27 protein-coding genes and 1 pseudogene are annotated in these 25,073 nt (G+C 68.1%); 7 read left to right on the forward strand and 21 right to left on the reverse strand.

The annotated features are described in order from the left end of the window. Positions 1 to 342: 342 nt before the first annotated feature. The 3 genes and pseudogenes from ASF96_RS00745 to ASF96_RS00755 form a co-directional block, all read right to left on the reverse strand. A pseudogene (locus ASF96_RS00745) lies at positions 343 to 879 on the reverse strand (DnaB-like helicase C-terminal domain-containing protein); the annotation flags it as partial. A gap of 35 nt (positions 880 to 914) precedes the next feature. Further along, positions 915 to 1,478, reverse strand: a complete 564-nt coding sequence (locus ASF96_RS00750) for a dihydrofolate reductase family protein (RefSeq protein WP_055935094.1) — start codon at positions 1,476 to 1,478, stop codon at positions 915 to 917. 127 nt (positions 1,479 to 1,605) lie between these two features. Further along, a complete protein-coding gene (locus ASF96_RS00755) occupies positions 1,606 to 2,478 on the reverse strand; it encodes a helix-turn-helix domain-containing protein (protein WP_055935098.1) in 873 nt (290 codons plus the stop codon). Positions 2,479 to 2,620: 142 nt separating this feature from the next. On the opposite strand from ASF96_RS00755, the gene ASF96_RS00760 reads away from it, so the two are divergent. From ASF96_RS00760 to ASF96_RS00770, 3 genes are all read left to right on the forward strand, one after another. Beyond that, a complete protein-coding gene (locus ASF96_RS00760) occupies positions 2,621 to 3,889 on the forward strand; it encodes a multidrug effflux MFS transporter (protein WP_055935101.1) in 1,269 nt (422 codons plus the stop codon). Beyond that, the gene (locus tag ASF96_RS00765; protein ID WP_055935105.1) at positions 3,886 to 4,449 is read left to right on the forward strand and encodes a cyclophilin-like fold protein; all 564 of its coding nucleotides are present in this window, start codon (positions 3,886 to 3,888) and stop codon (positions 4,447 to 4,449) included. The genes ASF96_RS00760 and ASF96_RS00765 overlap by 4 nt, the downstream gene beginning before the upstream one ends. A gap of 79 nt (positions 4,450 to 4,528) precedes the next feature. Next, positions 4,529 to 5,563: a zinc-binding dehydrogenase gene (locus ASF96_RS00770; RefSeq protein WP_082509212.1), complete on the forward strand. Its 1,035-nt coding sequence runs from the start codon at positions 4,529 to 4,531 to the stop codon at positions 5,561 to 5,563. A 105-nt stretch (positions 5,564 to 5,668) separates the two neighbouring features. Here the strand turns inward: ASF96_RS00770 and ASF96_RS00775 are convergent, their stop codons facing one another. Next, positions 5,669 to 6,100: a cupin domain-containing protein gene (locus ASF96_RS00775; protein ID WP_235560494.1), complete on the reverse strand. Its 432-nt coding sequence runs from the start codon at positions 6,098 to 6,100 to the stop codon at positions 5,669 to 5,671. Position 6,101: 1 nt separating this feature from the next. After that, complete coding sequence (locus tag ASF96_RS00780; RefSeq protein ID WP_055935111.1) at positions 6,102 to 6,437, reverse strand: carboxymuconolactone decarboxylase family protein; 336 nt, start codon at positions 6,435 to 6,437, stop codon at positions 6,102 to 6,104. Between the two features lie 121 nt (positions 6,438 to 6,558). Between ASF96_RS00780 and ASF96_RS00785 the strand changes: the two genes are divergently transcribed. Next, the gene (locus ASF96_RS00785) at positions 6,559 to 7,482 is read left to right on the forward strand and encodes a helix-turn-helix transcriptional regulator (RefSeq protein ID WP_055935115.1); all 924 of its coding nucleotides are present in this window, start codon (positions 6,559 to 6,561) and stop codon (positions 7,480 to 7,482) included. Further along, positions 7,479 to 7,763 carry a helix-turn-helix domain-containing protein gene (locus ASF96_RS00790; protein ID WP_055935118.1) on the forward strand — a complete coding sequence of 95 codons (285 nt, stop codon included), beginning with the start codon at positions 7,479 to 7,481 and terminating at the stop codon, positions 7,761 to 7,763. Before ASF96_RS00785 ends, ASF96_RS00790 begins: the two co-directional genes overlap by 4 nt. Before the next feature lie 25 nt (positions 7,764 to 7,788). On the opposite strand, the gene ASF96_RS00795 is transcribed toward ASF96_RS00790, so the two are convergent. From ASF96_RS00795 to rpsF, 15 genes are all read right to left on the reverse strand, one after another. Next, on the reverse strand, positions 7,789 to 8,577 hold the full coding sequence (locus tag ASF96_RS00795) for a DUF6602 domain-containing protein (protein ID WP_055935121.1): 789 nt from the start codon (positions 8,575 to 8,577) through the stop codon (positions 7,789 to 7,791). Positions 8,578 to 8,579: 2 nt separating this feature from the next. Then, on the reverse strand, positions 8,580 to 9,134 hold the full coding sequence (locus ASF96_RS17595) for a Mov34/MPN/PAD-1 family protein (RefSeq protein ID WP_082509213.1): 555 nt from the start codon (positions 9,132 to 9,134) through the stop codon (positions 8,580 to 8,582). Then, positions 9,049 to 10,641, reverse strand: a complete 1,593-nt coding sequence (locus tag ASF96_RS16315; RefSeq protein ID WP_162239380.1) for a HesA/MoeB/ThiF family protein — start codon at positions 10,639 to 10,641, stop codon at positions 9,049 to 9,051. The genes ASF96_RS17595 and ASF96_RS16315 overlap by 86 nt, the downstream gene beginning before the upstream one ends. Further along, a complete protein-coding gene (locus ASF96_RS16320) occupies positions 10,638 to 11,687 on the reverse strand; it encodes a nucleotidyltransferase domain-containing protein (RefSeq protein ID WP_082509215.1) in 1,050 nt (349 codons plus the stop codon). Before ASF96_RS16320 ends, ASF96_RS16315 begins: the two co-directional genes overlap by 4 nt. 223 nt (positions 11,688 to 11,910) lie before the next feature. Then, the gene (gene dnaB, locus ASF96_RS00810) at positions 11,911 to 13,278 is read right to left on the reverse strand and encodes a replicative DNA helicase (RefSeq protein WP_055832400.1); all 1,368 of its coding nucleotides are present in this window, start codon (positions 13,276 to 13,278) and stop codon (positions 11,911 to 11,913) included. Positions 13,279 to 13,864: 586 nt separating this feature from the next. Next, positions 13,865 to 14,608 (reverse strand): amino acid ABC transporter ATP-binding protein, encoded by a 744-nt coding sequence (locus ASF96_RS00815; RefSeq protein WP_055935128.1) that lies wholly within the window; start codon positions 14,606 to 14,608, stop codon positions 13,865 to 13,867. Further along, on the reverse strand, positions 14,605 to 15,471 hold the full coding sequence (locus ASF96_RS00820) for an amino acid ABC transporter permease (protein WP_055832397.1): 867 nt from the start codon (positions 15,469 to 15,471) through the stop codon (positions 14,605 to 14,607). The genes ASF96_RS00815 and ASF96_RS00820 overlap by 4 nt, the downstream gene beginning before the upstream one ends. Before the next feature lie 5 nt (positions 15,472 to 15,476). Then, complete coding sequence (locus tag ASF96_RS00825; RefSeq protein WP_235560495.1) at positions 15,477 to 16,343, reverse strand: ABC transporter substrate-binding protein; 867 nt, start codon at positions 16,341 to 16,343, stop codon at positions 15,477 to 15,479. A gap of 61 nt (positions 16,344 to 16,404) precedes the next feature. Further along, the gene (locus ASF96_RS00830; protein WP_055935134.1) at positions 16,405 to 16,833 is read right to left on the reverse strand and encodes a cupin domain-containing protein; all 429 of its coding nucleotides are present in this window, start codon (positions 16,831 to 16,833) and stop codon (positions 16,405 to 16,407) included. Beyond that, complete coding sequence (locus ASF96_RS00835) at positions 16,830 to 18,125, reverse strand: amidohydrolase family protein (RefSeq protein WP_055935138.1); 1,296 nt, start codon at positions 18,123 to 18,125, stop codon at positions 16,830 to 16,832. The genes ASF96_RS00830 and ASF96_RS00835 overlap by 4 nt, the downstream gene beginning before the upstream one ends. Continuing rightward, entirely contained in the window at positions 18,122 to 19,492 is a 1,371-nt protein-coding gene (locus ASF96_RS00840; RefSeq protein WP_055935141.1) for an adenosylhomocysteinase, read from the reverse strand. Before ASF96_RS00840 ends, ASF96_RS00835 begins: the two co-directional genes overlap by 4 nt. A 189-nt stretch (positions 19,493 to 19,681) precedes the next feature. After that, complete coding sequence (rplI, locus tag ASF96_RS00845; protein ID WP_055832388.1) at positions 19,682 to 20,134, reverse strand: 50S ribosomal protein L9; 453 nt, start codon at positions 20,132 to 20,134, stop codon at positions 19,682 to 19,684. A gap of 10 nt (positions 20,135 to 20,144) precedes the next feature. Further along, entirely contained in the window at positions 20,145 to 20,399 is a 255-nt protein-coding gene (gene rpsR / locus ASF96_RS00850) for a 30S ribosomal protein S18 (RefSeq protein ID WP_055832386.1), read from the reverse strand. 101 nt (positions 20,400 to 20,500) lie between these two features. Next, the gene (locus tag ASF96_RS00855) at positions 20,501 to 21,031 is read right to left on the reverse strand and encodes a single-stranded DNA-binding protein (RefSeq protein ID WP_055935146.1); all 531 of its coding nucleotides are present in this window, start codon (positions 21,029 to 21,031) and stop codon (positions 20,501 to 20,503) included. A 5-nt stretch (positions 21,032 to 21,036) separates the two neighbouring features. Then, positions 21,037 to 21,429 carry a 30S ribosomal protein S6 gene (rpsF, locus tag ASF96_RS00860; RefSeq protein ID WP_055832381.1) on the reverse strand — a complete coding sequence of 131 codons (393 nt, stop codon included), beginning with the start codon at positions 21,427 to 21,429 and terminating at the stop codon, positions 21,037 to 21,039. 228 nt (positions 21,430 to 21,657) lie between these two features. Here rpsF and ASF96_RS00865 point away from each other — a divergent pair, with 228 nt between their 5' ends. Together ASF96_RS00865 and ASF96_RS00870 are read left to right on the forward strand one after the other, a co-directional pair. After that, the gene (locus tag ASF96_RS00865; RefSeq protein WP_235560496.1) at positions 21,658 to 22,782 is read left to right on the forward strand and encodes a hypothetical protein; all 1,125 of its coding nucleotides are present in this window, start codon (positions 21,658 to 21,660) and stop codon (positions 22,780 to 22,782) included. A gap of 28 nt (positions 22,783 to 22,810) precedes the next feature. Then, complete coding sequence (locus tag ASF96_RS00870) at positions 22,811 to 23,929, forward strand: hypothetical protein (protein ID WP_055935154.1); 1,119 nt, start codon at positions 22,811 to 22,813, stop codon at positions 23,927 to 23,929. Positions 23,930 to 23,977: 48 nt separating this feature from the next. On the opposite strand, the gene ASF96_RS00875 is transcribed toward ASF96_RS00870, so the two are convergent. Then, positions 23,978 to 25,048, reverse strand: a complete 1,071-nt coding sequence (locus ASF96_RS00875; RefSeq protein WP_055935157.1) for a putative FMN-dependent luciferase-like monooxygenase — start codon at positions 25,046 to 25,048, stop codon at positions 23,978 to 23,980. Between the last annotated feature and the right edge of the window lie 25 nt (positions 25,049 to 25,073).

The following is a 25,073-nucleotide window of genomic DNA, read 5'->3' on the forward strand; positions in this document are numbered from 1 at the left end:
CTCACTGTGGCTGACATCGGTCTTCGCCGGCGCCTCGAATAAGCCTCCGCCGTGATCGCAGCCAGCGTTCGTTGTCGAACCACTACGGAGAGAAGGCGTCCAGGCGGAGTCCACAAAGAGCAAGCGTCGAGAACGGGGGGGGGCGCAATTGCCACGCTCACGCGGCGGACGAGCCCCACCGCAACCACCCCCCACATGTGCAGAGGTCGGCTTGTCGATTAGTTTCCTCCGCACCTCCTCTGTTTAGGAAGCGACGAGCAGCGAACGTGGCCAGGCCCACCGGTCCTCTCAGGTGGAGCATCACCCGAACGATCAGCCACCCGCGCGGGCGGGGCGGGGGACTTACATCCCCGGCGCCATATCCGCGAACCGCGAATAGTGCCCCTGGAACGCCACCGTGATCGTGTCCGTGGGCCCGTTCCGGTGTTTCGCTACGATGAGATCCGCCTCACCGGCGCGCGGCGAGTCCTTCTCGTACGCGGCCTCGCCGTGCAGCAGCACCACCATGTCGGCATCCTGCTCGATCGAGCCCGACTCACGCAGGTCGCTCAGGGCCGGCTTCTTGTCGGCACGCTGCTCGGCACCACGGTTCAGCTGAGACAGCGCGATGACGGGAACCTGCAGCTCCTTCGCCATCAGCTTCAGGGCACGCGTGAACTCGCTGACCTCTTGCTGACGCGACTTCACGCGCTTACCGCTCGTGAGCAGCTGCAGGTAGTCGATGACCACCATCTCCAGACCCTCGCGCTGCTTCAGGCGACGGCACTTCGCGCGGATCTCGACGAGCGTCATGTTGGGGCTGTCGTCGATGTAGAGCGGGGCGTCGTTGACGCGACCGCGGGTGGAGGCGACCGTGGTCCAGTCACAGGAGTCGAGCGTGCACCCGCCGCGGCGGAGGTAACCGCCAACGAGGCCTACACAGCCCTCCGGTACCGCTGCACCACAACCCCCAACCCCAACTCCCACCGCTCCACCAACTCCAACGCCGCCTGCTCCCGCACCCCCTCCAGCAACCGCGGCCCCCGCCCCGCGACCACCGGGTGCACGACGAACGTGAACTCATCGATCAGCCCGAGCTCCGCGAGCGCCGCCGGCAACCGCACCCCACCCACCGAGATGCCTCGCCCCGGCTGCGCCTTCAACTCCTCGACGGCAGCGGCAAGGTCACCCCGCACAAGCGAGGCGTTCCAGTCCACGGCATCCAATTCCGTCGAGACGACGTGCTTGCGCATCGGATCCATCACCTCCGAGAAGGCGACCTCGCTGGCATCCATCCAGTCGGGCCACTCCCCCGACTCCGGCCGGCGCCAGGCGGACTGCATCAGCTCGTACGTCACGCGGCCGTAGAGCAGTGAGTCGGAACGGCGCAATTCGTCGGTCCAGAAGGCCATCGACTCGGCATCCGGAGGCAAGCCCACCTCGTGGTGGACGCACCCGTCGAGGGTGACGTTGATGCCGTAGCGAAGCGGCTGGGTCACGGCGGTCTCCCTCGACGCAGGCGGTGGTGGCGTCAGGCTAGCGCGACCGACGCAGCACCGACAGGGCACGGACACTGACGCACACCGTCAGCCGCCGGCGGCGACGACGATGGCACCCCGGCATCCGTCAAGACGCCGGTTGCGCCGCCGCCTCAGCAGCCCACGACGCGAGCAGCCGCAGGCGCTCGGCGGACGGCGAACCGGGTTCGGCGGAGTAGATCAGCAGCACCTGCCCCGGCTCGGCCGTGATCGCGAGCTCCTCGTAGACGAGGGTCACCTCGCCGACGACGGGGTGGTGGAAGCGCTTCTGACCGGATCCGTGGGTGCGCACGTTGTGTGCCGCCCAGAGGGTGCGGAACGTCTCGCTCCTCGTCGAGAGCTCCCCGACGAGGTCTTGGATGCCCTTGTCATGCGGGTCGCGGCCGGCTTCGGCGCGGATGACGGCGACGCACATGTCGGCGAACAGGTCCCAGTCGGGGTAGAAGTCGTGCGCGGCCGGGTCGAGGAATTGGAAGCGGGCGAAGTTCGGCACGCGTCCCCCGTCGCCGATCAGGGGCGAGTAGAACGCCTTTCCGAGGGTGTTGAACGCGACGATGTTCTGCCGCTGGTCGCGCACCACCGCCACCGAATCGGTGATGGATGCGAGCGCCCACTCCAGGCTGTTCCGGGGTGCGGCGGGTTTGCTGCTCCGGCGGCGGTTGCGGCCCGACGACGGGATGCCGTCGGCGTTGCGGGCGAGGTCGAGCAGGTGGGAGTGCTCGGCATCCGAGAGCTGCAGGGCGCGCGAGACCGCGTCGAGCACGGCCGCGGAGGCCCCGGAGATCGACCCGCGTTCCAGCTTCGAGTAGTACTCGACGCTGACTCCGGCGAGCGCGGCGACCTCGCTGCGCCGCAGCCCCTCGACCCGGCGATTCGACCCGGCGGGGATACCGGCGGCATCCGGCGACACCCGGGCGCGACGGGTCATGAGGAACTCTCGCACCTCTGATCGATTGTCCATGTGCCCCAGGGTAGGTCGCCGTGCTCGCGGGAGGGATGCCCTCTAAGGGGACCCCACGCTCCCCGCGCAACAGGGGTTCCCTGGCGGTACACCTCTCGTCAGAGACTCCCCGGCCGCGCGCTCAGCGCGCACCGTGGATGACATGACCGCACAGATCTCACCCTCGCGGACGGAGTTCAGCCGCATCCTGCCCACTCTGCTCCTGCTGCTGACGGTGTTCGGTCCGATCTCGATGGACCTCTACCTCCCCGCCCTCCCCGCCTTGGCTGCGGAACTCGGTGCGGCCACCTCGGTGGCCCAGCTCACCGTGACGGCCTGCCTGATCGGCCTCGCCCTCGGGCAGCTGGTCGCGGGCGCCCTGTCGGACCGGTTCGGGCGACGCGGAATCCTGCTCATCGGCATCGTCGCGTACATCGTCACCTCGGCGCTGTGCGCAATCAGCCCCACGGTCGAACTGCTGATCATCGCGCGATTCGTGCAGGGTCTGGCCGGCGGGGTCGGGATCGTCATCGCGCAGGCAGCCGGTCGTGACATCTACACGGGTGGCGCACTGGTGCGTTTCTACGGCCGCCTCACCGTGGTCGGCGGGCTCGCCGCGATCATCGGACCGCTCCTCGGCGGGATCTTGAACACGGTCGCCGACTGGAGGGGACTGTTCGTCTTCCTGGCTCTGATTGGCGCGGGCATCCTCGTCATCGCCCTGCGGATGTTCCCCGAGACCCTGCCCGCCGAGAGCCGCGCGACGGGCGGCCTCACGCACACCCTGCGCGACTTCCGCACGCTGCTCTCCGACCGGGTGTTCGTCGGCGCGATCCTGAACCAGGGGTTCCTGTACGGCGCCCTGTTCGCCTACCTCGCCGGGTCCACGTTCGTGCTGCAGGACATCTACGGGCTGTCCCCCCTCGCGTATGCGCTCGCGTTCGGTCTCAACTCCGCGGGGTTCATGACCCTCGGCTACCTCGCCGGCCGGGCCGCGGAACGGTGGAGCATCACCGGCACTTTGACCGTCGGCATCCTGGTCGCCGGCATCGGCGCGCTCGGATTGCTGTCGTCGGGACTCACCCGGATGCCGCTGTGGGTGGTGATCGTGTCGCTGTTCCTGCTCGCCGGTGGGGTCGCGATCTCGTCGCCACCCGCGACCACCCTCGCGCTCGTCGACTACCCGCAGATGGCCGGCACCGCCTCCTCGCTGCTCGGCATGGTGCGGTTCGGATTCGGCGGAGTCGCCGCACCCCTGGTCGGGGTGGCGGGGGCACTCAGCATCCTCCCCCTCGGCCTGGTGACCACCGCCGCGGTGCTGCTTGCCGGCACCGCCTTCCTCCTGCTCGCCCGCCGACCCCAGCCGCGTGCGTCAGCCGCCCCCCGCACCGACGACGAGTACGCCGGAACCACGAAGGATCGCAGCCAATGACCGCCACCGGCAAAGCACGGGAACACCGACGTCGTGCGCTGCTCGCCGTCACCGTCGGCGCGCTCATGACCGCGACGATCACCGCCTGCTTCCCCACCGCCGCATCGTCGGTTCCGCCCGCGGCCTCCGCCACACCGACGGCCGCCGGCATCGAGTCACCGTCGGCACCGGCACCCACCGATGAACCTGGGCAGATCGTGGGCACGGTGGTGCGGTTCACGTCCGACCGCACGAGCGTCGACGTCACCGTCGGGGAGGACAGTCCCGGCGTGCGCGACTTCCTCTCCCTCCTCCCGACGGAGCTGAGGTTCGAGGAGTTCGCCGGCCGCGAGAAGATCTCGTACCTCCCCCGCGAGCTCGTCCACGACGGCTCGCCCGGCTCCGACCCCGAGGACGGAGACCTCATCTACTTCACCTCGTGGGGGAACCTCGGCTTCTACTACGACGCCGACGGCATCGGCTTCTCGGATGCCACCCTGCACATCGGCACGTACGTCGCGACCGAGGAGCAACTCTCGCTCCTCGAGGGCGGTCCCGTGACCGTCGAGATCGTCGACTGACGCCGGCGAGCGCCGTGTTCGCCTGACGCGACGGCGGCTCGTCCGATCCCACCCGCACCACCCGTAGAAAGAGAACATCATGCGCGCAACCCTCATGTACGCCGCCGGTGACGTCCGCGTCGTCGACGTGCCCGAACCGACGATCGAAGAGCCCACCGACGCGATCATCCGCGTCACCTACGCCTGCGTCTGCGGGTCGGACCTGCACCCCTACCACGACCTCGGCGACACCCCCGAGGGTCGCCGCATGGGCCACGAGGCCATCGGCGTCATCGAGCAGATCGGCGCCGACGTCACCACCCTCGCCGTCGGCGACACCGTGATCGTCCCGTTCGCCTGGTCGGACGGCACCTGCGCGTTCTGCCGCGACGGGATCACCACCTCGTGCGTGCACGGTGGGTTCTTCGACGGCGCCCCCTCGGCCACGCAGGCTGAGATGCTGCGGATTCCCTACGCCGATGGCACCGCCGTCGCCATCCCCGCCGGGACCGACGAAGCGCTCATGCCCTCGCTCCTCACCCTCTCCGACGTGTACCTGACCGGCTACCACGCCGCCGTGCGCGGCGGCGTCGAGGCGGGCAAGACCGTCGCCGTGATCGGCGACGGAGCCGTCGGACTCTCCGCCGTCCTGGCCGCACGTCAGCTCGGCGCCGAGACAATCGTCCTGATGGGCCGTCACACCGCCCGCACGGATCTCGGCCGGGAGTTCGGCGCCACCCACGTCGTCGCCGAGCGCGGCGAAGAGGGGATTGCGAAAGTCCTCGAGCTCACCGGCGGCGAAGGGGCGCACGTCGTCCTGGAAGCGGTCGGATACATGCCCGCGTACGAGCAGGCGTACGGCATCGTCCGCCCGGGCGGTGTCATCTCGCGCGTGGGCGTTCCCCAGTACGAGGATGCCGCCGTCGGCTTCGCCTCCCTGTTCGGCAAGAACGCCACCCTCACCGGCGGCCCCGCCACCGTGCGCGCCTACCTCGAAGCCGCCATCCCCCAGGTGATCGACGGCACCATCGATCCCGGAAAGGTCTTCGACCGGGAACTCCCGCTCGACGACATCGCCGAGGCCTACCGGCTGATGGACGCGCGCGAAGCGTTGAAGGTGCTCATCCGCCCCTGACGGGATGAGCGGCGCCCGCGCGGGGTGTCGGGGCGCCCGCCCCACCCCCGCGCGTGGGCGGGGTGCTGCTTTCAGGCGACCCGTGAAGACGCGCCGATCTCGCCCTCAGCCTGCCGATTCCCCGCCCCGCTCCAGGCCGAGCGCGGCGTAGTCCTCGTCGGCGACGGGCTCGAGCCACTCGTTCGAGGTGTTCTCCCCCGGCACGGCGATGGCGACGTGGCTGAACCACGAGTCGGCCTTGGCGCCGTGCCAGTGCTTCGTGCCGGCGGGGATCTCGATGACCGTGCCGGGGATGAGGCTGACGGGCTCCTCGCCCTCCGCCTGATACCAACCGCTGCCGGCGGTCGCGAGCAGGATCTGCCCCCCACCCGCGGTGGCGTTGTGGCGGTGCCAGTTGTTTCGGCATCCCGGCTCGAAAGTGACGTTCGCGATGCTCATTCCGAGGCTCGCGAGGGGGGCGAGGTAGCTCTGCCCGATGAAGTACTGCGCGAAGGCGTCGTTCTTGTCTCCACGCGGAAACAGGCTGTCGAAGGTCATTTCAGTCATCCTTCTCGTCGGTGATGTCTTTCAGCACGGTCATCGCGGCCATGCCGTTGGGCCAGCCCGTGTAGAACGCGAGATGGAGGATGGCCTCCTTCAGCTCGTCGGTGGTGACCCCGTTCGTGCGGGCATAGTCGAGGTGGAACCGCAGCTGATCGGTCTTGCCCATGGCGGTCAGGGCGGCGACGGTGATGAGACTCCGGTCGCGTTTGGAGAGGTCGCTGCGCTCCCACACCTCATCGAACAGCACCTTGTCGGTGTAGTGGACGAGGCCCGGTGCGAAGTCTCCGAAGGCGCGCTGCCCTCCGGTCCATCCGTTCTGCTCTTCGGTCATGGTGTCCTCCGTCTCAGACGTCACCACTGAACCGCCTCCCGCGCGGAGGAGGAAGTCTCTGGTGTGACGTGTACTGACAGGGCATCCCACGGCGCGCGGGCCCGCGCGTAACGTCGAACTCATGGACAACAGGGCAGAGGTGCGGGAGTTCCTCACCTCTCGTCGCGCGAAACTCACCCCTGACGACGTGGGGATCTCCGGCGGCGGCAACCGGCGGGTGCCGGGCCTGCGCCGCAACGAGGTCGCCACGCTCGCCGGCGTGAGCATCGAGTACTACTCCAAGATCGAACGCGGGCAGATCGCCGGCGCGTCCGAATCCGTCCTGCACGCGATCGCGCAGGCCCTGCAGCTCGACGACGCCGAACGCGAGCACCTGTTCGATCTGGCCCGCGCGGCTGGACAGACGCCGCCGAGATCGCGCCGCAAGCCGGGCACCCCGGCATCCATCCGCTCCGGAATGGAGCTGATGCTCGACGCGATCACGGGCGGCGCCGCGATGGTGCGCAACGGCCGGATGGACATCCTCGCCGTCAACGCCCTCGGACGCGCCCTGCAGACAGAGGTGTTCGAGTCACCGGGCGACGGGAACCTCGCCCGGTACACCTTCCTCGACCCTCGCGCCCGCGACTTCCACCCGAACTGGGAGAAGGCGGCCGACATCACGGTCGGCATCCTCCGCACCGAGGCCGGCCGCGACCCCTACGACCGCGACCTGCAGGATCTCGTCGGTGAACTCTCCACCCGCAGCGACGAGTTCCGCGTCAGATGGGGTGCCCACGACGTGCGACAGCACGGCGCCGGGAAGAAGCAGTTCACCCACCCCATCGTCGGCGCACTGGAACTGAGCTACGAGGACATGCAGTTCGTTCAGCATCCGGGACTCACGTTCCTCGTCTACGTTCCACAGACCGGTTCGGAGAGCGAGGAGCGGTTCCGACTGCTCGCCAGTTGGCAGGCGACGAACGATGCCGCACCGTCGACCAGACCACGTGCCATACCGATTAGGCCATACGGCGGCTCGAGGTTCATCACGCTGAGAAGGTGACCCGTCGGAATGAAGCGACTGAGCAGGAGTGGAGCCGCTACTCCCAGCGTTTCGCGACCACGCTTCGCTCCGTGCGCGAGCGCGCTGGCCTCAGCCAGGAAGAGGTCGCCTACCGCTCCGGCCTCACCCGCTACACGTACCAGAAATACGAGAAGGGCGAGTCGAGGCCCGGCCACCCGGCGAACCCGACGCTGCGGACGCTGATCGCGATGGCTCAGGTACTTGCTGTCTCGGTGGAGGAGCTAATACCCGATGCCCCGCCCGATCTTCGGGCGCGCTAAATCCGCGTGCATGCGGGAACGTCGTTCAATCGGAGCCCGTTCCCGAGTCCTCCTCAGCCTGATCTAGAAGGTCATCGCTGTCGAGGACGCCTCGTTCTTCTAACGGCGCGTAGTAGGCATCGAGATCGATAGCGAGCGCCGTTCCAAGCTTGGACAATGCGCGGAAGAGATGCGTTGCGAACCAGATGAGTTCCTGCCCATCCGGCGCAAACGTCAGCTGGTCAGTCTGATCGAATGCTCCGCCGCGCACCGATATGCCCAGGTCAAGCGCGGTTGGATCGTTCGCAGTGATCGCGTCCTGTGCCGCGTCCCCTCGGATGCTGGTCCACTCCAGATCCGTGCTGAGGAATGCCCCAAGGATCGGCTTGCTAGACGGATCCTGCGGTGGGTAAACGCCACCGGCATGCCTGATCGAAGCTGACGTACGGTGTAGCGCTCGGACACTGGCCACCTTGTCTCGGGCATAGTCCAGGTTTGCCTTATTCATCACGGGTTTGATCTCGCAGACGGCGTAGATGCTCTCCACCGGCACGAAACGAACCCCGTTGTCATCGAAGAACAGCGGCGAGTACTGCTGGTCGTAGACCGCCAGATCTATCTGATCGCTCTGTCCACCTTGCGAATCGATAGCAAAGACTGGACCGACCCCATATCGTCGCGGCAAGAACTCCGCGAGCACCTCGACCCAGCGGGCCTCAGTGGAGTCACCCTTGGTGCCGGGATGATTCGTAAATGTCGGCATGATGCCGAGTCCGGTCAGCATGTGCTGCTGCTTGGCGGCGTAGGCACGTGAGAGGTCGAATGGCTGGGCCATGGTCAAGGCTTCCCTTCATTCGTAGGCTCTGGTAGGTCGCCGGCAAGAGAAACATCACAGGGCCGAACGACGACACCTCGTGCGAGGTGGACATCATGTGAGTAGCTACTTCCAACGCGTCGTGCGACCAAGAGGATGACTGGCGCCATCGCTTTCGCGGAGGTCGCTACGAGTGTCGCGCGGTCTGTTGGGCTCGCGGGCACGTCTATCGGGTGCGAGTGCCAGTCGCCCAGGTACCCTAAACGCGGGTCGCGCTCGCGCAACCCGCGAACCGCGGAGCGTGTTGCCCCACGAGGAATGCGGTAACTCGTGCGCCCGCGCGCGTTCGTTGAGATCTCCACCATGTCGGTGATCCATTGAAGTCCTCCGGCGTGAACTCCCACGAGAATGCCGCCTGTTTCAAGCGGATGCGAGCGGTTCGCTGCAAGGTCGATCCGCTCCAGCGTCGATTCTGAGAGCAGAACCATCGACTTACTCATCAATAACCTCCGCAACGGGAGCCTTACCTGGCGCCGCAGGGAAGCCGTACGTTCCGGGTCGATCGAAAGGCTCTGCATCGAGGGCGACCAGCACGGTCACGGTGTCTTCCGCATCACGCGAGCGGCCCGCAAGTATGGCGACTGCGGCGAGAGCGGTGTCAGCTGCGGCACGGGTGACCGCCGCCGGAGGCGAGTTGTGCACTGGTGATGTGCACCCGAGTTCGAGGAAGCCCGTCAACCCACTCTCTTCCCCTGCGGGAATGACCGGATACTCGGGTGGTGCACGTCGCCCCAGCGGGGTATCCGTGGTGAGTTGACGCCGGATTCGAAAGGCTCGCCCCTCCCGGAAGAGTGCGACTGTGAGGAGCGGTACTTGCTCAATGGCACACGCTTGCGCGATGGCCAACGTGGTCGCGAACATGCCCGTGCAGTCGACCACAAGATCGAAGCCTCGAACGACCTCCGCGACCTCCTCCGGGTTCGCCGACAGTGCTCCCCGAGTGGTGACCTCGCACCAGGGCGAGGCGCTCTCAATCAAGACTTTCAGTCCGGACGTCTTGGTGTATCCGACCATGTGCGCGGGCAACACGTGACGAACCAAGTTCACCGAGCGGAGCTCATCATCATCGCTGAGATGAAGTACGCCGGTACCGCTGGAGGCGAGAGTGAGAGCGACTTGTCCGCCGATGGCCCCGACGCCCACGAGAAGAACACGCCGGGTCCGGAGGACCGCCGCGTCCGATCCCGCCCGACGTAACCTGCTGGCGACATCTCGGGGTGAGGCTATGTGTGGCACGGCACCCAACGAGTCTTTGTCGCCGGAGAAGGAAAGCACCAAAGCTTCGAACTGTCCATGCTTCGGCCATACGAGGACGGCGAAATCGTACCCGCCGCTCGCCATGCCCTCTTCGACGGCGGCGCGTCTCCCCACTCCATGCATCAGGTTCTCACGCTGGCGACGAGTCAAGCAGGACAGCAATGCGTCAAAGGTTCGTGGCGTTTGCCGGACGACGCTACGGTAGAGCACCACGCCTTCAAGCGGGTGATCGGCAGCCGGCCCCCGAGTCAGGGTGAGCAGCACGTCCGCCTTGCCATGAACGACGTGAACGTCACCGTTCCTTGGATTCGTTCCCACGAGGCCCGGCAAGTCGATCTCAGCCCGGCGGGGTGACAGTCCCTCGAACATCGCCCAAGCGTCAAGCGCGCCGCCTTCGGGACCGAAGGCTGTCTTGGCACCCTCAGCCCATTGCTCCAGTCGCCCTCGAAGCCCTTCCCACGTCTGCCCGGCGAGCTGGCCAGGGTCGTCGTCTGCCCATAGACAGATGTACCCAGTTCCGGGCATGACGTGATCTGCAATCAGCCCTGGGACTGCTGTTTTCGCCGCGACCGCCGGCCACCCGTCGACGATCGTGACGGACATTGCGTCCGCGTCTGTGAGATCGGAGAGTACTTCAGGTAAGGGCCCGGTCCATTGCGCCTGATTCGCATCCGGAAGAGGACTGAACCCGGCGCGCACGAGTTCAGAGCAGAACGCCTCGAAAGCCGCTTGATCATGCACGTACGGCCGGCGGAGCTTCTCAGTCATGTGGACAGTGCGAATCCTCGCGCTTGTGTCGGACCCGCAGCCGACACCGCGGTGATGCGAGGAACAACACTTCCGTCCGCCGCGCATCCCGGAGGCAACGGGAGGATCTGTCCGCGCTCGTTTGCGCCCAGGATCTCGCGCCAGATCTTCGCTGCGCGACACCGGTCAGAAGACGACGCTTCGTCCGCTTTGTCGGCCAACTCGATGAACAGATTCGCGGCTGTGCGCCACTGCTGAGCAGAAAGTCCCGGCGTGAGTGATGTACCAAGGATGGGATCAGCCATTCCGTCGGTGATCGCTTTGCTGAACTCGATGCCTACTTGACGGAGAGATGCCGCAAGGAGCTCCGCCCACGACCCACCACTGACGAGATTCGCCTCCCAGACGTAGTAGGCGGCGATCTCGACATACAGTCCGCCGGGACGAGCTTCGCCAAGATGCGTGTGACGGACTTGCCTCAGGAGCCGCACGATCGGCTTGTAGGCATTGCGGTCACCGACGGTCGGGCTCGCTGTCCGTGTCGATAACGCCGCCGACGCATCTGCAAACGCCACGGGGCTCGTCTTCATCCATCGCGTGTTTGCATCAGACCAGTCCGTTCGATCTCGAGCCGGGATTCCCCAGTGTTCACCCCACGGCACTGCCGGTACGGCATCCACACTGAACCCGAGGTCGGGCCGGGCCGAAGGAGGACCGAAATCCACCTTCACGCTCCTCGACTGCAGCGTGACTCTGCCACCATCTTCGACCCGCCCGTACTGACGGATCAACAGCTGCGCGACACGGTCGTAGATCACCGAGGGGTTGTCACGAATCGACAACTTGGTAAAGCGCAGGAAGATATCGACGTCCTTCCCGGGGTGTCGACCTGTCTGGCGTGCATACGAACCAATCAGGATCGAGTCGACTCCCCATTCACGTAGAACCGCATCAGACTCGAGAAGGTTCCGCACCTCCGTGTGCGCCGCGATCGCGAGCTTCTGCTTGTCCGGGCTGATCGTCACGTTCGATACAGCGTCTTCGAACTGACTGGCAAGAGTTTCCATCTGGTCCTTGCGATCTTGGTCTTGGTGGCAACGGTGTGAGGAGTACCGACTATGGACCGAGGCTACTCACAGCCTCCGACATCCCGCGTTCGTTCCGTTGCAAGCGAGCCTCGCGGACCCTCGCTACTTGGCAGTACTGCCAAGTGACTGACAAGTAGCGGTGGATTTTGCCAAGTTCACCCGGACCCTACATTTACAAGAACTACATCCCCGGCTACAAGAACTACATCCCCGGCGCCATATCCGCGAACCGCGAATAATGCCCCTGGAACGCCACCGTGATCGTGTCCGTCGGCCCGTTACGGTGCTTCGCCACGATCAGGTCCGCCTCGCCCGCGCGCGGCGAGTCCTTCTCATACGCGGCCTCGCGGTGCAGCAACACCACCATGTCGGCATCCTGCTCGATCGAGCCCGACTCACGCAGGTCGCTCAGAGCCGGCTTCTTGTCGGCACGCTGCTCAGCGCCACGGTTCAGCTGCGACAGCGCGATGACGGGAACCTGCAGTTCCTTCGCCATCAGCTTCAGCGCACGCGAGAACTCGCTGACCTCCTGCTGACGCGACTCCACGCGCTTACCGCTCGTGAGCAGCTGCAGGTAGTCGATGACGACCATCTTCAAGCCCTCGCGCTGCTTCAGGCGACGGCACTTCGCGCGGATCTCGACGAGCGTCATGTTCGGGCTGTCGTCGATGTAGAGCGGGGCGTCGTTGATGCGACCTCGGGTGGAGGCCACCGTCGTCCAGTCGCGGGAGTCGAGCGTTCCCTTGCGCATGCTCTGCAGCGGGATCGAACCCTCGGCGCTGAGAAGGCGCATGGCGATCTCGGAACGACCCATTTCGAGCGAGAAGAAGATGCACGGCGCGTTCGACTTGATCGCGGCCGCGCGGGCGAAGTCGAGCGCGAGCGTCGACTTACCCATGGCGGGGCGCGCGGCGAGCACGATCATCTGGCCCGGGTGCAGACCGTTGGTCAGCTGATCGAGACCGGCGAAGCCCGTGGGGATGCCGGTCATCGACCCGTCGCGACCGCGGGCGGCCTCGATCTCTTCGACCGCGGCATCCACCGCCATCGTCAGGGGAATGTAGTCGTCGGCGCTGTCGTCGCCCGAGACGTTGTAGATCTCGGCCTGGGCGCTGTTGACGAGATCGACCGGATCGCCCTCGCCCGCGTAGCCCATCTGCACGATGCGCGTGCCGGCCTCGACCAGGCGGCGCAGCAGCGCGCGCTCGGCGACGATCGAGGCGTAGTAGCCCGCGTTGGCGGCGGTCGGCACGATCGAGGTGAGGGTGTGGAGGTAGTCCGCTCCCCCGGCTCGCTGCAGCTCGCCGGTCTTGATCAACTCGTCGGTGACGGCCACGACGTCGGTGGGCTCGCCGTGCGAGTACAGGGTGAGGATGGCCTCGAAGATCAGCTCGTGCTTCGGCACGTAGAAGTCGGGGCCGCGCAGGCTCTCGATGACGTCGGCCACCGCGTCTTTCGACAGCAGCATGCCGCCCAGTGCGCTCTGCTCGGCGAGGGTGTCGTGCGGCGGAGTGCGCTCGGGACGCGGGGCTTTTCCGAGACGCTCTTCGGCGATGTCAGCGATCGACACGGGCTCTCCTTCTGATCTCGGGCGCCCTTCGTCTCGGCGTTTCCCCGCGCGCGTGTGCGGCTGCGGGGACGGGACGTCGCGGCGACCTCGGAAGCATCAGATCACGGACGTCCGACATCGACACGAGCGGGTGGTGAGGGGATGCCCGATGGGCTGCCCCCACGTTAAGAGCACCTCTCCTCCCACGCAAATGTGCCTGTGGATAACTCTGTGGAGAAGATGCGGGAAACGCCGTCACGTCTGTGCACAACTACTGTGGATAACCCGGTGGATGGATCGGATTTCAGGCCCTTAAGTGCCGCCTGATCGGGGATTTACTTCTCCACAGGTTTTCTGAGGAAATTCGATGTGAAGTTTGCGTTGAAGGTTGTCCGCTAGGGACGCACATGTGTACAACTCGGGGGATAACTTCGCCGACTCGTACTGACGGGCGGGGTCCGTGTCAAGTTTTTCCCCACCCTCGGCGTGTCGTTCGGACACCCCGAGGTCAACCGGTGTTAACCCGCGCCTCAACCGTCACAGGAGCCCCGCTGCGGGCACGCCGACCGCCCCGACGACCACGAGCACGGGGTCGAGACGATCGTCGTCAGAGCACCCCGCCGCGACGTTCGCGCTCGAGGAACGCGATGGTGTCGGGGTGCTGCGGAGTGTCGAGGATCTGAGCCGGAGTGCCCTGCTCGACGATCCGTCCGCCCTTCATGAACACGATGCGGTCGGCCACCTCGCGGGCGAACGACATCTCGTGCGTCGCCATGAGCATGGTCGACCCGCGATCGCGCAGCACGCGCACCAGGTCGAGCACCTCGCCGACGAGCTGCGGGTCGAGCGCCGAGGTGATCTCGTCGAGCAGAAGCAGCTCGGGGTCGGTCATGACCGCGCGCACGATGGCCACGCGCTGCTGCTGACCGCCCGAGAGGCGGTCGGGGAACTCGCGGGCCTTCGCGCCCAACCCCAACTGCTCGAGAAGCTCGTTCCCGCGCGCGTACGCCTCGCTCTTGCTCGCGCGGTGCACCTTGCGCGCCGCAAGGGTGACGTTGTCGATGACCCGCAGGTGCGGGAAGAGGTTGAAGTGCTGGAAGACCACGCCGATGCGGGCCCGAGCGGCATCCTGATCGACGGTCGGATCGGTCAGATCGTCGCCGTTCAGCAAGATCTGGCCGTCGTCGACGCGCTCGATGAGGTTGATGGTGCGCAGCAGGGTCGACTTGCCCGACCCCGAGGCGCCGATGAGCACGACGACCTCGTGCTGGTCGATCGACAGGTCGATGCCGTCGAGCACGACGTGGTCACCGAAGGCCTTGCGCACGTTCTTGACGTCGAGGACGCTCATACGACGCCACCCATCTGCTCGCGGCGGGCCAGTCGCGCCGAGACGTAGTCGGTGAGGCGGATCATCGGCAGGGCCATGGCCACGAACAGCAGCGCCGCCACGATGTAGGGCGTGAAGTTGTACGACTGTGCCGCGGCGATCTGCGCCGCGCGCACGGCATCCACCGCTCCCAGAACCGAGATGAGACCCACGTCTTTCTGCATCGACACGAAGTCGTTCATCAGGGCGGGGACGACCTTGCGCACGCCCTGGGGGATGACGACGATGCGCAGCGTCTGGCCGTGGGTCAGGCCCAGCGAGCGGGCGGCGACGCGCTGCGAGGGGTGCACGGCCTCCATACCCGCGCGGAGCACCTCGGCGATGTAGGCCGAGTACGTCAGCACGATGGCCACCGTGCCCCACAGCACCACCGGCACTCGGCCGAAGACGCCGAGGGCGGGCAGACCGAAGCCGACCAGGTACAGCACGATCAGCAGCGGAATGCCGCGGAACAGATCGGTGTACACCGTGGCGAGGGCGCGGAGCGGGAAGAACACCGGGCCCCGCAGCGAGCGCAGCACGGCCAGGGTGGTGCCGAGGATCGCGACCGAGATGGCCGCGACGATCAGCACCTGGATGTTGACCCACAGACCCGCGAGCACCGACGGGAAGCTCGCCAGCGCGACGTCGACGTTGAAGAAGCTCCGCCGCACGTCTTCCCAGCCGGGGCTCGACAGGATCGCCCAGCCGACGACGACCACGAACACGACCGAGCTGATCAGCGCGATCAGCACCGACCTGGTCGACTGCTGACGCCGTGTGGAGCGCCGGGCGAGTTCGAGCTCGCTCGGGCTCCACACGCCGCCGGGTGCGGGGGTGGCCACCGTGGTTACTTGAGCACGGGCGCGGCGGCCGTGCCACCGAGCCACTTCTGCTGCAGCTCGTCGAGCGTGCCGTCGGCGCGCAGGGCGTCGACCGCCTCGGTGACCGGGGTGGTGAGCGCCGAGTCCTTGGGCAGCACGTAGGCGAGTTCGTCTCCGCCGGCCGACGAGTCGGGCAGCTGGCCGACGACCTTGCCGTCGTCGAGCACGGCACCGGCGAGGTAGAACGCGGTCGGCAGGTCGACGACGATCGCGTCGACCTGGCCCGACTGCAGGGCGGCGACGGCGTCGTCGTTCGAGTTGAAGACGCTGAGGTTCGTGGTGCCGAGCTGGTCGGCGGCCACCTGGTAGCTCGTCGTGGCGCTCATGACGCCCACGGGCACGCTCTTGAGCTCGGCGACGCTCGTCGCACCGGCCACGGGCGAGGCACCGGTCGTCACGACGGCCTGCGTGGTCGTGTAGTACGGCGACGAGAAGTCGACGGCCTCTTTGCGCTCGTCGGTGATCGAGAACTGCTGCACGTTCATGTCCCAGTCCTTCGGGCCGGGAGCGATGGCGCTGTCGAAGTTGGAGCGCACCCACACCACGTCGCTCGTCGCGAAGCCGAGCTTCTCGGCGACGGCGCACGAGACGGCGGCCTCGAAGCCCTCGCACGACGCGGGGTCGTCGTTCTCGACCCACGGCGAGAACGCCGGCTCGCCCGTGGCGATGGTGAGCTTGCCGGCCGTGACGGTCTGCAGCGCCCCCTCGGAAGCGGGAGCGGCGCCGGCGTCGGAACCGGTGGGGGCGAAGGCGCAGGCGGTGAGCGAGACGACCGTGGCGGTGGCCACGGCGGTCAGGGCGGCGGCGCGGCGCAGGCGTGCGAAAGTGGTCACGATGTCTCCTCGTGGACGTATCGGGGTCATCCCCGGAGTGCTGTGATGTGCACAGCCTAAATCACGGGGCGAGGCGCCAATCCTCGAAGCTGAAACCTGGCGACACGAGGCAGCTGACGACGACCTCGGACTCCCCCGCCAGCCGAGCGGACTGCCACACCCCGGCGGGCACGGTGTGCTGCAGCACGTGGCCCGCGGCGAGGTCGGGACCGAGCGTCACGGTGCGCGCCTCCCCCGGTTCGGCGCCGTCGCCGCCCAGCGAGAGCTCGAGCGTTCCGGGGCCGTGCCAGAGCCACACCTCGTCGCTCGTGACGACGTGCCACGCGCTCTCTTCGCCCGGGGTGAGCAGGTAGTGGATGCAGGTGGCCGCGGGCCGCTCGCCCGCCGGCGTCTCGACCGCGTAGCCGCCGGTCCACATGCGGCGGAACCAGCCGCCCTCGGCGTGGGGCTCCAGATCGAGCAGGACGGCGGTGGCGGGGCGATCGGTCATGCGAGGACTCCGGTCTCTCGGGTGAAGCCGGCCGAGACCCACCGGGCCTCGCCGTCGATGAAGGTGGCGGCCGCGGAACCCGCGCCGTCCACCGCGAGATGCTCGATGGTGTCGTCGACGTCCGACACTGCGACGTCGAAGAACGCCAGGTCGGCGACGGCGCCCACGGCGAGGTACCCCGTGCGGGCGGGTCCGGTGTCGAGGCCCATCGCGTGCGCCCCGCCCAGCGTCGCCGCGCGCAGCAGCAGCTCCGACAGGTCGCGGTTGACGTACCCCTGGGTCCGCGCGAGGCGATGCAGGGCCGACACGTCGGCGAGCAGGTCGAGTGAGGGACTGGATGCCAGGGAGTCGGTGCCCACGGCCAGCGCATTGCCCTCGACGAGGTAGGCGGCCACGGGCGGCTCGTCGAGCCCGATGACGGCGTTGGAGCGCGGGCAGAGCGCCACCGTCGTGCCGCGGGCGCGCAGGATCGCCCGGTCGCGCGCGGTCATGTAGACCCCGTGCGCGATGTGGCAGTCCGGCCCCAGAACGCCCAGCTCGTCGACGAACTCCGTCGCCCCGGTGCCGAAGCCCTCGTCGCGCAGCGCCCGGAAGCTCGACGGCCGATGCACCTGCCACGGCACGGCCTCGCCGTGCTCGCGCTCGAACGCCGCCTCGCCCAGGTGCAGGTGCAGCCGACTCCCCCGCTCGCGCACGATGTCGGGGATCTCGAGCAGCGGCTCCACGTCGAGCGAGTACGGCGCGTGCGGCGACAGCCCCGTACCGGGAGGGCCGGGCAGCGCGTCGAGCCGTGCCTCCACCTCCGCGCGGCCGCGTTCGGCCCACGCCGCGTTGGTCCAGCTCATCACCTCCCAGTAGGTGATGCCGTGCAGCCGCGCGTCATGCAGCGCCGAGGCCGCCTCGACGTCGGTGACGATGTCGGCCACCGCCGTGGTCCCCGCGGCGATCATGGCGAGCGCGCCGGTTCTGGCATCCGCCGCCCAGTCGTGACCCTCGCGGTAGACGGGCGTGAACGCCTCGTCCCAGTCGCCGAAGCCCGCGTAGGAGCCGCGTCCGACCTCGGCCATGCCCGTGTACTGCAGGTGCGAGTGGGCGTTCACCAGGCCAGGGGTGAGCACGCCCGGCCAGTGCACCTCGTCGAACGCCACCCCTCGCGCGCGCAGCTCGTGCCGCACCCATTCCCGGTCGCCGACGTGACGGATGCGCCCGCCCGCCACCGCGATCGCCCCGCCCGGAATCGGCGGGGCCGTGATGGGCAGAACGAGGGATGCCGAATACAGCACGACGTTCATGCGTCACCGCCCCGGTAGCGCGGCGAGCGCCAGTCATCGAGGCCGTCGGCATCGAGGGCGCGAGGGGCGTCGAGGTCGGCCCCGCGCACGACCAGCGCCGTGCGCGCCACGAGGTCGTCGACGCCGGCGTCGAGCGCGTGCACCCCGGGTGAGGGGCGACGCGACAGCAGCTCGCCGAGGGCGGCGAGCTGCACGGCGAAGGACAGGTCCATGATCTCGATGGGGTTGCCCTCGGCCGCGGTGATGTTCACCGCTCCCCCACCGCCGAGCAGCAGGGCGGCTCCCGCGTAAGACACCTCGCCCGGCACTCCCCCGGCGACGGCGATGATCCGCGCCCCCGCGGCGATCTCGGGGGTCACGGTCGCCGGAACACCGGTCGCCGACACCACCAGGGCTCCGGATGCCAGCTCTCGCGCCGCCCCCGTGGCGAAGCCGTCGTGCCGCGCCTCGAGGGCCCGGACGGGATCGGTCTCGGCGATCCGCACCTCGGCACCGAGTGCGCGCAGGTGCGCCGCGACGCCCCGACCCACCGGACCGTAGCCGAGCACCAGTGCGGGCTGATCGGTCAGCGCGATACCCCGCTCCTCGAGAAGATCGGCGATCGCGAACACGCACGATTGCCCGGTTCCGTAGCGGTTGTCGAACATCGTTTTGGTGCGCGCGTCGTTGACGGCCATCACGGCGCAGCGCAGCAGGCCGGCATCGTGCATCCGGCGCAGCGGCGTCAGCCCGCTCGTCGTCTCTTCGCACGCACCGATCCAGCCGTCGACGAGAGCGGGGTCGTCCTCGTGCGCCAGGCGCACCAGGTGCGCACCGTCGTCGAGCAGCACGTCGAGGCCCGCCCGCAGGAAGCCGAGAGCGGCGGCCCGTTCTTCAGCCCCGGCGAGGGCGGGGTCCGCGGTCACAGCGAAGCCCCGCGCGCGCAACTCGTCGGCGACCGCGACATCGGTCTCGTCGGGGTGCGCGTAGACCGACACCTCGGCGCCCCGCTCGCGCAGCAGCAGCGACAGCACAGCGGTCTTGGGCTCGAGCACCATCGCCACGCCCACCCGCAGGCCGGTCAGGTCGAGGCGCTCCGCGAGAGCGGCGGCGACGGGCATGTGGGTGCGCGCGAAGGCGATGCGGCCGGCGGCGTCGCCGCGCTCGGGAAGGGACACTCCGTCGAGCGTGGTGGTGTCGGCATCCAGATCGAACTCGACGCGACCGGGCGCCGGCGACGGGCTCGGGATGCCACCCAGCCGGGCGAGCAGAGCGTGCAGGTCGGCGGAACCCTCGCCGCGCACCGCGAAGGGGCGGCCGGCGATCATGAGGTTCGAGGCGCGCGCGAAGCGGCGGACGATGCGCTCGGGTGCGCGGGGGTCGGTCACGGCTCTCAGCCTAGGCTCGGCGGCACCGGTCCCCTCGACGGTCAAGGGGTCCTCACCGGGCGCGGACCGGGAGCCGTCCCGGTGGAGGAGCCGTTCGAGCCCGCACGTCGCGTGCGACGGGCCCGCCGCGGTACGCGAAAAGGCCCCGCCCTGCCGAAGCAGGAGCGGAGCCGATTCGAGCGTCGCGAATTACTTCGCGGCAACCACCTGGAGGGTGATCACGGCGGTGACGTCGTCACGCAGGCGAACGGTCGCCTCGTGCTCGCCGACCGACTTGATCGCCGAGGTGATCTGGATCTTGCGCTTGTCGAGCTCGCCGAGACCGGCGGCCTTGACGGCGTCGGCGACGTCGCCCGTCTTGACCGAACCGAAGAGGCGACCCTCGTTACCGGCCTTGACGGCCAGCTTGACGGTGTTCGACTCGAGCGTGTTCTTCAGGGCCACAGCGTCTTCGTGATCGTGGATCGCGCGGCTCTCGCGAGCGGCACGGATCGACGAGACCTGCTTCTCGCCACCGCGCGACCACGCGACGGCGAAACCCTGGGGGATGAGGTAGTTACGGGCGTACCCGTTCTTGACCTCGACAACGTCACCGGCGCTACCGAGCCCGGTGACCTCATTCGTGAGAATCAGCTTTGCCATCGGGTGCTCCTTAGCGGCCAGCGCCGGCGTAGGGCAGAAGAGCCATCTCGCGCGCGTTCTTGATGGCGCGGGCGATCAGGCGCTGCTCCTGCACGGAGACACCGGTGATACGACGGGCACGGATCTTCCCGCGCTCCGAGATGAACTTGCGGAGGGTGGGGACGTCCTTGTAATCGATGACGCCGACGCGAATCGCCTTCGCGGGGGCTGCGTTCTTCGCGCCCTTCCGCGGCTTGCGGCGGTCGCCAGTGGCCTTTCCAGCCATGCTTCCTTCTTTCGTGTGGTTCGGATGCCTGCTCGGTCACGCGGACCGGCGGACGGCATCCGGAATTTCAGGGATCGTCACGCTCGAGAGCGCGGCGAAGATCAGAACGGTGTGTCGTCTCCGTAGGAACCGGGAGTGCTCCATGCGTCGGCGCCGCCGCCGCTGTTGCCGCCGTTGTTCGACCCGGGGGTCGACCACGGCTCATCAGCCGACTGCTGCACCTGCGGGCGCTGTCCGCCACCGCCACCGCCGCCACCACCGCCGCTGGACGCGGCACGGGTGACCTGAGCGGTCGCGTAGCGGAGCGAGGGTCCGATCTCATCGACTTCGAGTTCGATGGAGGTGCGGTTGTTGCCCTCGCGGTCCTGGTACGAACGCTGCTTGAGGCGACCGGTCGCGATGACACGGGAACCCTTCGTCAGCGAACCGGCGACGTGCTCGGCGAATTCGCGCCACACCGAGGCACGCAGGAACAGCGCCTCGCCGTCTTTCCACTCGTTCGCCTGACGGTCGAACGTGCGGGGAGTCGACGCGATGGTGAAGTTCGCGACCGGAAGACCGTTCTGCGTGTAACGCAGTTCGGGGTCGGCCGTGAGGTTGCCCACAACGGTGATGACGGTTTCGCCGGCCATCGTCGTTACTTCGCAGCCTTCTCGGCGGACTCGACCTTGCGGGGAGCGGCGGCCTTGCGAGCAGCCTTCTCCTCGGAGCGCTTGGCTTCGGCGGCAACCTGAGCGATGGCCTCTTCAGCCCGCAGGACCTTGGTGCGCATGATCTGCTCGTTCAGCTTCAGCTGACGGTCGAGCTCGTTCGTGGCAGCGCTGGTCGCGACGAAGTTGACGACGGCGTAGATGCCCTCGTTCTTCTTGCGGATCTCGTAGGCAAGGCGACGGCGGCCCCAGATGTCGATCTTGTCGATGGTTCCCCCATCGGCCGTGATGACCTTGAGGAATCCGTCGAGCTTCGGAGCGACCTGGCGCTCGTCGACCTCGGGATCGAAGATGACCATGAGTTCGTACTGGTGCGTCACTAACCCACCTCCTTCGGACTAGAACGGCTGACGGGCATTTCCCGGCAGCAGGAGGGTGTGGTGCACGTTGCCGCGGGCTTATACGCGCATGGGCGTGACCGGACAACCTTCGTAGTCTAACGGATGCCGGCTCCCCCGGGGAATCGGTGATCGGTAGCGTGGAGCACACCGACGGCGGGGGGGGGCCGCATGACAGGGATACGACCGTTCGACGCGAGGGCACTCCTGATGCCCGAGGACCGCGCGGGCGCGCGCGCCTTCACCGCACGGCTGCGCGCCGAGGGGCGCCTGCCGTCGGGCAACGGTGCCGTCGCGGTGGTCGCGTACACGATCGCGTTCGCGATGATCGCCGGAATGGGCGTGTTCCTCGCGTTCTTGGTCGCGGTCTTCGCCTCGGTGCTGCACGAGGGCGCGATCGTCGTCGGGTTCCTCTTCGTCGTGCCCGTGCTGCTGGGACTCGGCGCCCTGATCGCCGGCATCCTCGTCGCTCAGCGCGGCGTGCGGGCGCACGAAGACCGCCGGTGGCGGATCGCCGGGTTCGCCCGCGACGTGGGCATGGAGTACATCCCCGCGGTGCCGGCGCCCCCGCTTCCCGGGGTGATCTTCTCGCTCGGCAGCGCTCGCACGGCGACCGATGTGGTGCGGGGCCTGCAGCCGCGCTTCGTCGAGATCGGCAACCACTCGTACGTCGTGAGCAACGGCAAGAGCAGCACCACCGTGCGGTGGGGCTACATCGCCATCCGCCTCGGCACGCCGCTCCCCCACATCGTCCTCGATGCCACGGCGAACGACGGCGCGTTCGGGTCGAACCTTCCGGCGTCGTGGGTGCGAGGCCAACGGCTCAGCCTCGAGGGAGACTTCGACCGCCACTTCCGCCTGTTCTGCCCCGAGGGCTACGAACGCGACGCGCTGTACCTCTTCACTCCCGACGTCATGGCCCGGTTCATCGACAACGTCGCGGTGCTCGACGTCGAGATCGTCGACGACTGGTTGTTCCTCTACTCCCGCGAGGAGTTGTCGAGCGTCGATCCCGGGCGATGGGCGTGGGAGTTCTCGGTGATCTCCGCGCTGCTCGACAAGCTCGAGCAGTGGGAGCGGTGGCGTGACGACCGCGTGACCGCCGTGTCCGCGTCGACTCCGGTCCCCGTCGCCCACGCCGGGGGAGCGGCATCCGGGGGCGCACCCGTCGTGCCTGCCGGCCTGCTCCAGCCGCAACCGCGGGGCGTGGCTCCGGCGGGCCGTCGACTGCGTCGCAGCAATCCGTGGGTCGTCGTGCTGGTGATCGTGGTCGGGGCGTTCGCCGTGGGAGCGGTGATGCTGCTCGTGCCGCTGCTGCTCCTGCTGTCGCTGTGAGTACCGTCGAGGAAGGGAGGCGATCACGATGACCCGCAACGCACCGTTCGACCCCGCGCCGCTCACCGAGCCCGTCGACCGCGCCGCGGCACGCGCGTTCAGTGCGCAACTGAGACGCGAGGGCAGACTGAGCGGTCGGCTCGTGTCGATCATCGTGCTGGTGATCGTGGGCGTCGCGTTTTTGCTCGTGGCCGTGCCGGTCTTCGGCCTGATCGTCGCGTCATTCGTCACACGCGACGGCTCCGGCCCGATCCCCCTGCTGATCCTGGTCGTCTTCCTGGCCGTCGCCGTCTTCATCGGCGGGGCGATCATCCGCGGCCTCGGGGGAGCGGCCGTACGCCGATACCGCCTGGATCGCTTCGCGCGCGCCAACGGGATGACCTGGCATCCGGGGTTCGCCAACCCCCCGCTTCCCGGCATGATCTTCGGCCTCGGTCACTCTCGCGAGACCAGCGATCTCGTGCGCGGAGAACGTCCGCGGGCCGTGGAGATCGGCAACTTCTCGTACGAGACCGGGTCGGGCAAGAACAAGCAGACGCACCGGTGGGGGTTCGTCGCCCTCCGCCTCGACACCCCTCTTCCGCACATCGTGCTGGATGCCGTGGGCAACAACGGCCTCTTCGGGGGAACCAATCTGCCCGTCTCGTTCGGCCCACGCCAGCGGCTCAGTCTCGAGGGCGATTTCGACAGGCACTTCGCGCTGTACTGCCCGGAGGGGTACGAGCGGGACGCGCTGTACCTCTTCACGCCCGACGTGATGGCGCGCTTCATCGACAGCGCCGCCGCCCTCGACGTCGAGATCGTCGATGACTGGCTGTTCCTCTACTCGCGGCGCGAGCTGTCGACGCTCGACCCCGCCGTCTGGGAGTGGTTGTTCGTGACCGTCGACGCGATCGACGACAAACTCGCGCAGTGGGCGCGCTGGCGCGATGAGCGGTTGTCGGCCGCAGCGTCGTCGGGGGCGCCCACGGTTCCAGTCGACGCCGGAGTCCCGCATCCGGCCGCTCCGCTGCTCACTCCCCCACCCCGGGGCGTCGCCGTCCCCGGGCGACGGCTGAAACGCCGCTTCTCGTGGGTCACCGTCGTCGTTGCGGTCGCCATCGGCGGCTGGTGGGTGTTCACCCTCGTCTCCGACTTCCTTCGTTGACGGGATCGAGGCGATCGCATTCCGACGGAGGAATGTATGCCTCTGACGTCATACGTCGATATCGGCCCCGAGATTCCGGAGCTCACGGGCGGCCTCGGCCCCGGTGCGCAAGCCGATGCGGGGGGCCACCTCCGTGGCCAGCAGCTCCAGCGAGCGCAGCGTCACCTCGTGCGAGGGGTCGACGGAGTGCACCTGGAACGCCACGTCTGTCGCCCGGGCCAGGGTGAGGTCGGCGGCCAGTGAGGCCACGACCTCGTCGACGGTGCCGAGGTGGGTGTCGGAAGCACGCGCGAGATCTTGCAGATCGCCCGAGTCGTCGCGTCGAAGGAAGGTGCGGGTGAGGCGCCGGATGCCGCGCTCAGCTCCGCGCCACGTCTCGTCGAGGTCGGCAGCGTCGACCACCACCGCCGTGCGCGAGGCGAGGATGCGGGGCTCGACCCCCGACGGCAATGCCGCCAGGTAGGCCTCGATGATCGGCAGCTGGACATCGTGCAGCGCCTGCCCGGGTTCTCGCGGCTGCGTGCGCGAGAGCAGAAGACCGTCGCCCTCTCGCCCGGCGCGACGCCCGCCGTCGACCGAGAAGGTCGCCTGCCAGAGGCGTGAGCCCAGGTGGGGAGCTGGGGGGTTGAGCCGCAGCTCCGTGTCGCGGATCCCGCGCCCGGCGAAGGCGTCGCGGAGTACCGAGACGTGCTCGGCCTGGATCTCACGCCGGTCGTCGGACGAGCGGCGGAACGCGGCGAACGACGAGGGAGTGCCACCGGTGCCGATGCCGAGCTGCACGCGCCCTGCGCTCAGGGCGTCGACGAACGCGGCATCCTCGGCCACGCGCACCGGGTCGTCGATGGGCAGCGTCACGATGCCGGTTCCCAGGGCGATGTGGTCGGTCTGCACGGCGGCCGCCGCCAGGAACGGGAAGGGCGACGGTAGTCCCCCCTCGTCGCGGTCGAAGTGATGCTGGGCGACCCACAACGACGCGAAGCCGAGCTTTTCGGCCGCACGCACCTGTTCGAGCGCCGCACGATACCGCTGGCCGTCGGTTCCGGCATCCAGAAGTCGGGTGAAGAACCCCAGCCGCGCGCCGCCCCGCGTGCTCTCGGGCACCCCGCTGATTCGCGCCATTCTTCGAGCCTAAGCGGGGCCTCCG

Origin of the sequence: Microbacterium sp. Leaf179, assembly GCF_001423785.1 — a bacterium.
Taxonomy (GTDB): domain Bacteria; phylum Actinomycetota; class Actinomycetes; order Actinomycetales; family Microbacteriaceae; genus Microbacterium.